The organism is Fulvivirga imtechensis AK7, from assembly GCF_000331535.1.
Taxonomy (GTDB): domain Bacteria; phylum Bacteroidota; class Bacteroidia; order Cytophagales; family Cyclobacteriaceae; genus Fulvivirga; species Fulvivirga imtechensis.
Genome location: NZ_AMZN01000007.1, coordinates 18,020 through 30,381, shown reverse-complemented (window position 1 = coordinate 30,381; position 12,362 = coordinate 18,020). Strand labels below are relative to the sequence as shown.

General features: G+C 42.5%; 7 protein-coding genes. 2 read left to right on the top strand and 5 right to left on the bottom strand.

The window, feature by feature from the left end; genetic code table 11:
- Window positions 1-68: 68 nt before the first annotated feature.
- A complete protein-coding gene (locus tag C900_RS03150; protein WP_009578136.1) occupies window positions 69-2,459 on the bottom strand; it encodes an alpha-amylase family glycosyl hydrolase in 2,391 nt (796 codons plus the stop codon).
- 156 nt (window positions 2,460-2,615) lie between these two features.
- The gene (locus tag C900_RS28060; RefSeq protein WP_009578135.1) at window positions 2,616-4,046 is read right to left on the bottom strand and encodes a helix-turn-helix domain-containing protein; all 1,431 of its coding nucleotides are present in this window, start codon (window positions 4,044-4,046) and stop codon (window positions 2,616-2,618) included.
- Window positions 4,047-4,202: 156 nt separating this feature from the next.
- Here C900_RS28060 and C900_RS03140 point away from each other — a divergent pair, with 156 nt between their 5' ends.
- Window positions 4,203-4,631, top strand: coding sequence for a hypothetical protein (locus tag C900_RS03140; protein WP_221408104.1), 429 nt, complete (start codon window positions 4,203-4,205; stop codon window positions 4,629-4,631).
- 174 nt (window positions 4,632-4,805) lie between these two features.
- The gene (locus tag C900_RS28055; protein ID WP_051052762.1) at window positions 4,806-7,952 is read left to right on the top strand and encodes a sensor histidine kinase; all 3,147 of its coding nucleotides are present in this window, start codon (window positions 4,806-4,808) and stop codon (window positions 7,950-7,952) included.
- A gap of 225 nt (window positions 7,953-8,177) precedes the next feature.
- On the opposite strand, the gene C900_RS03130 is transcribed toward C900_RS28055, so the two are convergent.
- From C900_RS03130 to C900_RS03120, 3 genes are all read right to left on the bottom strand, one after another.
- The gene (locus tag C900_RS03130; RefSeq protein WP_009578130.1) at window positions 8,178-9,257 is read right to left on the bottom strand and encodes an AMP-binding protein; all 1,080 of its coding nucleotides are present in this window, start codon (window positions 9,255-9,257) and stop codon (window positions 8,178-8,180) included.
- A gap of 202 nt (window positions 9,258-9,459) precedes the next feature.
- Window positions 9,460-11,175: a 2-succinyl-5-enolpyruvyl-6-hydroxy-3-cyclohexene-1-carboxylic-acid synthase gene (menD, locus tag C900_RS03125; protein ID WP_040495422.1), complete on the bottom strand. Its 1,716-nt coding sequence runs from the start codon at window positions 11,173-11,175 to the stop codon at window positions 9,460-9,462.
- Window position 11,176: 1 nt separating this feature from the next.
- A complete protein-coding gene (locus tag C900_RS03120; protein WP_009578126.1) occupies window positions 11,177-12,361 on the bottom strand; it encodes an isochorismate synthase in 1,185 nt (394 codons plus the stop codon).
- Window position 12,362 lies beyond the last annotated feature (1 nt).

Genomic DNA, 12,362 nt, shown 5'->3' with positions numbered 1-12,362 from the left:
AAAGAAAGCCTTCCGTTGCCGGAAAGACTCTCTCTACTTACAAGTTAAACCCCTTTCTTTTTCTATCTTTATAATGCGGACATTCGCTGTATCACTACATTTTCCTTGTATTCTACCCGGTAAAAGTGGATACCTTTAGACAGCCCCTGATTACTAATGGATATGCGATGGATGCCCTTATCCATTTCCTTATTTAGGATAGTCTTTTTTACCCGTCCGGTTACATCAATCACATTGATCGTAACGTTTCCACGTTCTGGTATGCTCAGGTCAATAAAAGTTTCGCCAGAGAAAGGGTTGGGATAGTTTTGACTTACATCGAATCCATCCGTCACCACCTTATTGACGATGGTATTAGTATTTTCACCCATAGATCTTGCGGAAGAGCCTCCTGCAGGTGGAGAGTATGCAACATAATCACTTTGTTTCACCCAGAAGGAATATCCACGAGGAGGCGCTGAAAGAAAGACTCTGCCATCTCCGTATACCTGAGCCGTTTGTGTTGGGTCAAATGCATTTACCAGGGTGGTACCAGCCCAATTGCTCCATCCGGATGTGGCGTTGTCTACCCAAAGACCTTTTGTGTCTGTTTCATGATTGTTGAGTACAATAATGCCGCCATCCTTTGTGCCATTACCAGCTCTTCTGGCTACGTAAACGTGATACGCGTCTCCGGAAGGATAAGGATTTCCACCATCACTGAGTACTGTTAGCCCGCCGTTGAGATATGTTTTTCTGGCGAATAGCAGCTTATTTATATCCTCTTGCAATGAGGCGGGCGCTTGTGTAGTATATGCACCCCCGTGAGCATCTTTTTGCTCTACACCATAGTAGTGAGAATAAAAAATGCAAGGTCTGCCTTCATGGGTTAGCATATAGGCATAAGCCATTTTCCAATCTTTAAATACCCACTTATCATGCTCTTTACCGGTGTCGTGGTTGTCAACAAAAGTCACTACGGAAGTGCCGGGCAGGCTGTGCTCACTACCCCTCACCATTCCGGCATTTTTGAGGTTTTTCATATCAAAGTCGGACTGGCCGCCATTGCACATGGCATTGAAGGTATTTTTCAATGGAAAATCAAAGCCATCCACATCTGCACCATAGCCTGCAACAGCATTTACCCAGTCCTTAATACGATTGGCACCTCCCCAATATTCGCCTACAATAAACCTTTGCTGTCCATTGAGTTCAGGCAGGTTATTTATCCAGTCGGCTGCAAACGATTCCTGAAATCCTCTGACAAAATCCAGTCGATAACCATCAAAACCTATTTCGTCAGAGAGCCATACACCCCAGTCTTTTAATCTTTGCTGCACAACGGCATCGTAGGTATTGAGGTCATTACCAAAGAATTTCGTGTTGGTGATAATCTCATCCGATCCGGGATAGCCAAGCCAGTCATTGGCATCCACAGGGTGGAAGTTAGCGTAGTTCCATGTGTAGTTTGGCTCATTTGTACCGGTATGATTCACATATGAAATTCCTGTGTTTGTACGTGCTTCAAGAGTGCTGTTAGCCACATTTACGCCATTGTGCCAGATCTCAGCCGGGTAGTATCCTCTGTTGCCGGCATCAGCCCATTGCCACTCCCATGGTCCCTCGGAGGCAGGTCTGTCTCTTCTTGGCCATAGACGGATCACAATGTCGTTAGTTGATGTAACCGTTATTTTCCATTCATCCAGATCTGATGCGCTGGATATCCTGCCTCTCGCAGTTTCTCCTGACGAAGGGTAGGTATTAAAGTTTCCGCCACCATTGTTAGGTTCTGTTTCCCAGGTGGGTGTGGCATCTGAGAAAGTATCGTCCGGCAGGCTGCTTCCATCCCAGCTTATTTGCAAGTCATATCCAATCTCTTCATTTTGATCTCCCCAGTTGAGATGATACCCACTCACTTTAATATAGTAATCACCGGTTCCGGCATTTGGGATTACCCATTTTATTTCGTGAGAAGGGTAGGGCGCATACTGGGTTCCATTACGATATGCTCTGTCAAATACATACTGTTTGACTGCAGGATTAGATTCTTCTTCATCCGAACTGGTATAAATGTGGTTAAGTATAATGTCAGCATATACATGTATCTGTTTGTCATGCATTTCATCGATCATTTCTTCCAGTTCTGTTCTGCTGCCGAACCTGGTCTCGGTTGTTCCTTTCTGAGTATAGTTTCCAAGGTCATAATGATCAAATACGCCATATCCCATATCATATATTCCGAAATTTCCTTTGGCTGGTGAGGGTACCCACACGCCTGTAATACCTGCATTGCTCAACTCCTGTGCCTGCGATTTTAGTGTATCCCACCAGGAGCCGTCTTTCGCAACATCATCTACCGGTACATCCCAGTAGAAGGCTTGCATCATAGCATCATTTTGTGCCTTTATTGTTCCAGCGGAGATACCGAGCAGAAACAGTAATGTAATGCCACTATAGTTGAAGTACTTAGTTATTTTCATAGGGTAAAAGGTGTTTGGTTGAAAATTAAAAAAATGATAGGTGTCGATATTATCGAAAACCTGAAACGCATATTAGCATCAGAAAATGAAGGAAGCGTCCGAAAATATAAACTGGGACCTTTAAAGAGGTATGGTTTTAGAAAACCGTACTCTTTATTAATTGGTATTCAGTGAGTTACTGTTTTTGAAATATTCTCTTGGAGTGACTTTGGTAAATCTCTTAAAAGCTACGTTAAAGGTCGACTTTGCATTAAAACCTACTTCGTAAGCTACAGCCAGATAGGTATAATTCTTATAATGGTCGCTGTTTACATGCCTTATAAACTCTTCAACACGATATTTATTTACAAAATCTCTGAAATTATGGTTAAAACCTTCATTGATGACCTTCGATAACAGGTGAGGTTTTATACAAACAATTTCCGAAAGCTCATTTAAGGAAAGATCAGATTTGCAATAAGGCTTTTCCATGGTCATCACCCTGTGTATTATCTCTTTTAGTTTTTCAATTTCAGGTGTTGGTATTGACCGGTCTTTGGTTTTGAAGAACTCTGGTTTTTTTATGGTCAGCCAGGTGAGCAAGAGTATTTGAAAAGATAATAGTAGTAGAGGCAGGTCGAATTTGATCAGGAAATAGTGCTGCCAGCCGCCGGTTGTGATCAAATAAAAATTTAACAACCAGCCTGTTAAAATAAAGCTTTTTATAAGCACACTATAGCTAACCAAAGGGGCATATTCACTATATCTTAGTTTTGCAAAGGCCAATAAATAAACAAGATTATGAAAAGCCCCTAAGCCGTGAGAAATAAATTGATCAATAGTAATATTGGCGAAGAGCGAGTAGCTTAAGAATTGCAGTGGTGTAAAATTGATCGATTTCATGATCACCAGGATTAAGACCATCAGAGCAGGACTGAAATGACGTAGTACTGTTTTTGTTGTTAAAGAACCTTCTTTGCCAATAAAAAAAAATACGGGACCGGTGGTAAACACTATAATTTGAGCAGCAGAGGCAAGATATATCTGCCAGTTGGTCGAGACAATTTCATAGATGCCTCTTCCAAACAGAAGAATACTGATAACACCTATCCATAAGGCCAGTGGATTGGTGAGGCTTTCCTTATTATTTTTTATACGATAAAGTAAAAAAAGACATATTACACCCTGAAAAGAAATGGCGAAAAAATAAAGCGCAAAAAAGTCAAAGGGTTGAGCGCCTCCCAGGTCCTGCCAGTTAGGTATAGTTATATATATTGTCTCATTATTTCCGTATGTGAAGGAGCGATTGGGCCTGTATTCGTTCTTTTCGTTGGTTTCAGTCTTAAGCCAGCCTCCCCTTGTAAATTTGTACTCGATGGTGCCTGAATCCCGGGGTAGGGTGGCAGTATATTTTCCATCCAGCCGTTTTTTTAACCTGTAAGCGGGATCATTTGTATTCCAATTATTAAATGTTCCTGAGATATAAATGGTGTCGTTAAGAGGTGTTGCTTTTGGTAGACTTTCTATAACAAAGGTCACCTGACCGAAAGCGGCCTGAGAAAAGAACATAATAGCCCAAAACAATAAACCCTTGGCGTCTACCTGCATGACTGGGAAGAACAATTAAAAAATATCACAATTATAAAGTTAATATTTTTTGCATACTATTCATGGGGACCTCTCTTTTCAGTATGGTATGTTGTTTATACTCAATAAGTTATTGTGGCATAGGCTGAAAAAAAAATAAACAAACTTCTGCAAGGCTTGTTAGGATCATTAAAAATTAATGAAAACAATGCAATGGCAACCTCGGTAATTGATCCAACTGTTAATAGTATCTATAAGCTTCTTAAAGTTACATATGGCTTACTCCCGATCCTGGCGGGTGCAGATAAGTTCAGGCATTTATTAGTGGACTGGCATAAATACCTCTACCCAGGGGTACCGGAAATCCTTTCAATAAGTTCACATACTTTCATGCACATTGTTGGTATAGTGGAGATTGTAGCAGGATTATTAGTGTTCTTATTTCCGAATATTGGTGCTTATTTAGTAAGCGCCTGGCTGTTTGTGATCGTGATGAACCTGATAATGGGTGGATTCTATGATATAGCCCTTAGGGATTTTACGCTAGGTATCGGGGCCTTGGCCCTGGGTAGGCTAAAGGAGGTAAAGGAAAGGGCAATCATTTAACTGCATCAAGGAACTATGAGTGCGTCCAATATCCGTTGTAGTTTGTAATCCCCTTTTCAAACGCACTGATGTAACTTTTTTGGTCATAAGTACTGCAAATTTTCAAAGATATTTACCTACTTATATAGTTTAGAACTAGCAAAATTATTTTGTTTATCTTTATAAAGATGTTGCATGTTTAATATTAGAAGTTCTGTAATGGCTGGTTTTTTACGGAACCTCGTTTTTATATCTGTATTTTTCTGTGTCGCCCCTCTTATGGCACAGCGGTTTTACGTTGACTCATATCAACATTCTGCAGATTTTAAGGGTAAGGTGAACGACATTGCTTCAGACTCTGCCGGATTTATTTGGCTTGCCACTGATGAAGGGCTGTATCGTTTCGATGACATCAATCCCACGCTTATTGAGAAAGGCCGGTATGCTGTTCTTTTCAAGACATCGTCAGGCAGATTACTAATTGGCGGGGACTATGGGATCAGAGAGCTTCAATATTCTAAACACCAGCCTCAACTGGCTGATTTCTTAGATCCTTTCGGTGAGCAAGAAGTGCAAAATTTTCAGATGGCTCAAACTGATGACGAAGAATTTTGGATAACTATACCCGATGGAGTGGTTAGGTTCAACGATAAAAGAAGTGAAAAATATGGTGTGGACGGTTTTGAGGGTATATATACCGATCTCCTGATTGTTCCTCATAAAAACGGAAATCTTTGGCTTATGAGCCATACGGGCGACATCTATTATTTTGATGTTCGGCAAAATAGGTTTACCCGGCAGAAATATGATGCGTTTCGGGCAATATCTTCGGCCAGCCTTTTAGATGATAGCCACTTATTGATGTATACCGATGCGGGACTCAGGCTGGCACGGATAGACAGTTTGGGCCATCTGCTAAGTGACCAACCCATAGAAGGAGCCCCCGATGATGTTTCAATGATCAAAGTAACATCAGAAGGAGGAGTACTTCTCGGGACCGAAGCTGATGGTATATATTTCGGGTTGTACGGGGATGGAAGGATTAATTTCAGCAAAATATTCAATAGCAATGACCCTCATCGTATTCAAAGCCTTCCTTTCGAGAAAGTCACCAGTTTATTTGTTAGTTCGCCTCAGGAGATCTGGGTTGGGCATGAGCGTGGTATAACACTGCTAAGGGAGTTGACCTTTGCTAATATAAGTTTGATGCTGCCACATGCCACAGTAGGTGGTTTGGCTCCTGTATCCGGAGATGAAACGTATGTTTCAATAGAAGGTATTTTATATAGAATAACAGGAAGGAGACATCCGTATAGCATTGAAAATGTGGAACTGGATCTGGCTCCTTATCGTCCAGGTGTAATGCAGAGCGTAGGCAATAGATTATGGATAACATCTACTGCATATCAGCTTTTTTATCTGGAGAATGGCCGGAAGTCAAGGGTTTTGGATTTTTCTGATCGGGGAACTGCAATATTTGTGATCAGAAGTGATGATGAGGGAAATATCTGGGGTGCCCAGGCACCGAGTCATAAGCCACTTACCGGGCTACTGAAAATTACCCCCGATCTGGAGGTCATCGAATATGACGAGAGTGATGGTTTTGAAAGCAGAATGTTAATTGCAGAACAGGCTCCTTACGGGATCTTATATGCGGCTGGTATTGGAGAAGACAGCTATCTGTACAGATATGATGCAGATAAAGACAGGTTTGTGAATATCAGCGTTCCTATGAATTTTGATTATGGTGATAATTTTGAAGTGCATGACATCGGCATAGGAAATGACAGCACCATCTGGCTAGCCAGCACCGCAGGAATGCTTCGGTATAAAAATGGAGAGATAGAAAAAATTGTAGTTAAGGGTATGGAGGACAATGAGGCGGTGGCTGCTGAAGTCACCGATGATGGAGCCGTTTGGTTCAGTATGGATAGTAAAGGTCTGATCAGATATAAGGATGGGAAGCATGTGGTATATAATCAAAAAATGGGCCTGCCGGCTGATTTTATGATATATCGCAATTTGGTAGTAGATGACAAAGGCAAGATATGGGTAGGTACCAGGGAGGGCCTGTGCACATCTTTAAAACCCACACCTCAGCCGCTACAGGTAATGAAGCCACAGTTTGTTAACTTAAAAGTAAATGGTAAGGCTTACATTCCAAAAAGAGATGAAAATTACTTTGAGTCGGGTGCGGGTATTACTGCATCGTTCATTTCACTTACTTATCCTTTGCATAAAAATCTATACTATTACAGAATACTAGGGCTGGCAGATTCAACATGGCGCAGTATTGATGACTCACTAGCGCTGGACAACCTTAATGCAGGTGAATATACACTGGAGGTCAAAGCTAATCAGATAGCAGGGTATTTGGAAAGTGAACCTTTGAAGTTTCAATTTGCAATTGGCAAAGTTTGGTACGCCACGTGGTGGGGCATTTCCTTGTTGGTCTTCGGTGGCTTCTGTGGCTTGACCGGTGTTTTCTACACAGGTTATATGGTTAGAATGAAAAGCATCAGAAAGCAGCAGGAAGAGTTACGAAAATTAGTGGATGAGAGAACAACGGAGCTAAAAAGGTCTAATACGGAACTGGAATATCAGAAAAGAGAGTTACGCAAATCAGCCGAAGTGCTTAAACAACGGAATAACGAGCTGGATCAATTCGCATATATTGTATCGCACGATCTAAAGGCGCCATTAAGAGCTATTAATCATCTTTCGGTATGGATTGAAGAAGACCTTGCAGATAAAACACATGGAGATATTCAGAAAAATATGAATTTGCTTCGGGGGCGTGTTTTTCGTATGGAAAATCTTATTGACGGAATATTAAGTTATGCACGGGTGGGAAAAGTGGAGGCGAAGTCCGAAGAAGTGGACCTGGATAAGCTGGTTGTGGAGGTAATTGAGATATTGGAAGTACCTAAAAAGTTTACTGTTTCAGTGAAAAGGAAGCTTCCGGTTGTCTGTATAAACGGCACTTTGATGGAGCAAATATTTAGTAACCTGATCAGCAATGCAGTCAAATATCATGATAAACCTGTAGGTACCATAACCATTGATTACCAGGAGGATGAAAACTATCACACCTTTTCCGTAACAGATAATGGGCCGGGAATTCCCAAAGAATTTCAGGAGAAAGCTTTTGCTATTTTCCAGACTTTAGAACCTAAGGACAGCAGAGAAAGTACAGGAGTGGGTTTAGCGATTGTTAAAAAGATTATCACAGAGTATCATGGCAAAATATGGATAGAATCAGAGCGTGGCAAGGGAACCACTTTCTGGTTTACCATTCCAAAATGCCAGCCGGATGAAAAGGAATCTGGTAGGACTGATTAACATGAGTTCGGTATAAAATGCCTGAAAACAGAGCGGTCATCCTATACCGAAAGCTAGAAAGGTTTCGGGGGATACGGGGCCTCCGCTTTTGAGGATTCCACACCTGTGTGCCATAGCGCTTTGGTGCGCAGGCATAAGCCTTTGCTCTGCCAAAGCGGCTACGCGAAGGCGAGCTTGACCATGACTTTTTTGAAAGCCACTTAGGGTTTTTCTTACAAGCACCGGTTACCTGACCCGCATAGCTTGACCGGTGGTTAAATGCCTGTTTACCTTTCCCGTAGCAGTTTCTACGAATTTTGGTAAATACAGGATCCCCTTCGGGCATTCAAACTTATCGAGCATATTTTGGAGTTCTGACATGAGGTCCCGTGCCTGGCCAATCGGCTTTACAGATTCAATAACTATTGTTACTCGTTGTCCTAATTTATTATCAGGCATTCCCGTCACAAAGAACCTGTTTGTGATTTTGAATTTGTTAAAAAGTTGTTCAATCGCCCTCTCAACCCTTTCACTCTGTACCTTGATACCTCCCGAGTTAATAACATTATCAATACGCCCCAGCCATTCGAAATGATGTGCGTCATGCAGGAATACCCTGTCATTTGTAATGATAGTTTGATAATCGGTCAAAACGGAGGTCACCGCCAAACAACCTCTTTCGTCAGTATCCAGAATCACTTCATCAAAAGCTTCATAATAGTTTGACCGTTTTTCTCCGTTAAGCCGTTTAAGAGCAATGTGAGAGACAGTTTCGGTCATGCCATAGGTGGCGTAGACAGGGGGCTTAATATGCCGGAGCCTCTCTTCCAGAGAAATGTTTACCGGGGCTCCACCCACTATTATTGCTGCCATTTTATTTAAGATATCGCATGTTGCGCTATTTGCAGCGGCCTCTTCTAACTGAAGTGGAACCAGTGCAGCAAAGTCTGGTTGTACACCGAGGTTAAGCATAGGGTTGGCGGATGGCTCGCGAAGTATGATATTCATTTGATTCAACAATGCCCGCACTAACATCATCTTTCCTGCAATATATTTTGTGTCCAGGCAGACCAATGCGTTCTGTCCTGGTTGAAGAGAAAGTGCGCGGATGGTGAATTTGGCGCTGGCTTCCATCTGCGAGCGCTTTATTTTTATCAACTTGGGTACTCCGGTAGATCCGGAGGTGTACATTTTAAAGTCGGGTGCGCCTGAGCGCCATTCTTTTATAAAGGAAACCGCACTTTTTTCGAAAGGAGAGGAGGGGAGAAAGTGGTTAAGTTCACTATATGTTAAGCGCTGGCCATTAATATAAAGATGCGGATCCATGGCTTATAATATGGTTGAGTTGAACATGGTTTAATAACACTCAATTTACTATCTAGTGTCTGTAAGAAAACGCCAATGTCTGCGTTATGCTTGCCCCAAAAATGCTCATCCCGACAACTGTGCTGGGACTCCGCTTTTGGGACTTCATCCCGCTCTTTAGCGGGAACGTTTTCTTAAAGCCACTTAGAGTTTCTTATAGACACTACTTAATACTCTTATAGCTGCTCTTAAAGTTTTTGAGCAGCGCTGTATTTTTTATTGATGAGCTTTCCAGCTCGATGATTTTCGGTTTGCTGCCAGGTTCAAAAAAATTCTTTCTGTAATTGTCCAACTTGCTCCTTTTATCACAGTTGAAGTATTCAAAGCCAAACTCTTCTGCCGTAAGCCGGGCATTAAGCTTTTGATGGGTTTCAAAATATTCTTCTAACTCCGCAAGTTTATCAGGGCCGTTAATGATCCGAAAAATACCCCCGGCATGATTATTTAGAAGGATGACCCTCAGGTTTTTGATGTTGTAATTATGCCAAAAAGCATTTCTGTCGTAGAAAAAGGCAAGGTCTCCGGTAATCAAAACATTCATTTTATCATTGGTCAGACAATGACCAACTGCTGTGCTGCTGCTTCCGTCTATACCACTTGTGCCCCTGTTGGCAAAAACTTCTATGGTGGGATTGTCAAGCCCCACGAAGTTAGCATAACGCACCGCCATACTATTGGCAAGGTGCAGGTTGCAATTGTCAGGGAGGTGGTTGATCATTTCGCGTATAAACTCAAACTCACCTAATGGGTCCTGGGGAAAAAAGTTGTCAAAAATCCGCTTGGATTTCCTTTCCTCTATCTGCCAGATATGGTAATAGTTTTCCTGCTTTTGGTTATTGAAGCTGGCTTCAAATTCGATATCGGAAATTTTGCCAAAGAAAGTGATAGCATCGGTTTTAATTACCTTTGTGAGAGACTGATAGGTGTCTGCCACATACCCTGCCTGCTGAATATGCCAGTGTGCTTGTGGCTGGTGCTTTCGTAGCAGCAGCTTTAGGTTTTTTGAGATGATCGATTTGCCAAAGGTCACCAGCAGATCCGGTTGCAAGCTTGCCTGCAGTCCGTTTTTATCCTGACCCAGAAAAAGGTCAGCATGACGTACAACCCCATCAACAGCGTGGAGATTAGAAATAATGTCACCGGCCACTGGTATTTTTTGAGTGGCTATGATCTTTTCCAGAGGAGCGTTGAGTGAGCTGTTAAACCTATCCTGTCCACCCACAATCAATATTCGGTTGAACCCTTTCCAGGTATTAACTAATTCCTCCCATTGCGACTCAGTAAGTTGTCGCGTTCCAGTAGTCTCATATATTACTTGTATGTCTTTATCATATCCTATTTCATCATCGCCTTCCGGGTAGAAAGGCTCTCGTAACGGGATGTTAATATGTACAGGCCCTTGAGGAAATTCTTTGGCACAGTTGACTGCTTCCGAGGTGATGCGGTGGGCATGCCATTTAGACCTGTTACTATCAAGATCTACTGGAAAATTATAATCCATCTTCACATGCCGCCCGAAGATACCGGTTTGTCTGATTGTCTGGCCATCCAACTGATCGATTAGCTCGGGGGGGCGGTCAGCAGTAATTACTACGAGCGGTATCTGCTGGAAATAGGCTTCAGCCACCGCGGGGGCATAGTTGTATGCAGCGGATCCTGATGTGCAGACTAATACAACAGGGCGATTTTGTTGCTGAGCGGCACCCAATCCTATGAAAGCAGCAGATCTTTCATCACTGACGGTCCGGCAGTTGATCTGCGGATGACGCGTAAAGGCAAGTGTAATTGGCGCACACCGTGATCCCGGTGAAAGGATCGCATCCGTTACCCCTAGCTGACTGCATATTTCTGCTATGTTGTATATCGATTGTAGATCCAAACTACTGAATGATATTTAGTAAAGTATTCATTTTTATCTCCGTCTCCTGCCATTCTTTGTCCGGGTGTGAATCTTCAGTTACACCTGCTCCGGAAAACAAGGTGGCTTTTGAGTCTTCGATGTGCATGCACCTGAGGTTAACATACAGCTCTGTGGCATTGTTAATGTTGGTCGGCCCCAGGTATCCGCTAAAATACCCTCTGTCATAGGCTTCATGTTCCTTCAAAAACTTTTTTGCCGGCTCCAGGGGCATTCCACATATCGCAGAGGTCGGATGAAGCAGTTTTAACATTGTGTCCCCCAGGTCGGGAAAATTGGTTGCCACCATATCCACTTTGAATTCTGTTTTAAGATGGAGTAAGTTCCCGGCAACGACCGTTTTTGGACCTGCTTCATCAAATTCTCTGAGTCTGATCTTTTTAAAGCAGTTGATAATATATCTGCTCACCAGCGCCTGCTCTTCTATTTCTTTCTGGGTCCAGGCTACATTGTTCAAAGGAGTCCCCTCTTTATATTTTTGAGTGCCGGCCAATGCTACTGTCTTAAAAATATTATCCCTTACGCTAATTAATAATTCCGGAGTGGCTCCCAGCCACAGGCCTGTTTGCGGAATAAAAACCAAAGAGACAAACGCAGTAGGGTAGGCTTCAGCCAACCTGATAAAATTAATCCCTACATTCAGCGGCTGTTCGAAAGTGATCTCCTGTTTTCGTGAAGGGACAACCTTTTGAAGCTGCCCCTTTTGTATTGCATCTACAGAGCGCTTCACCAGGTTTTTAAACGCAGCCTCTGCAGTATCATCAGTTGATACTTTTATCACGCCTGCCGGGTAGGTATTCTGCCGGTTTGAATTAATGTAATTTAAAAAATCATCTTTCTTGCCGGTCAGACTATAGTTCGGTAGATCATCGGAGAGGTTACCCTCCAGGTCAAAATGCAGATCTCCCCTGATCAGGTAGCCATGGTTATCGGTATCAAAAGGTGAAAATACGAAGCCAGGTATCTTACTTTCCAGGGGATGAGCCATAGGTCGCATTTCCGCAGAAAAATCAACAATAAAATGAATATTTCTTTCTTCTGGGCGTCTCCAGACAGCGATAGAAGCGCCTTCTCTCTGGCAGTAGCTGATGGCATTACTGATCACTTGCTCCGCAGACCGGATCTTAATATTTTTAGTTAATATCAAA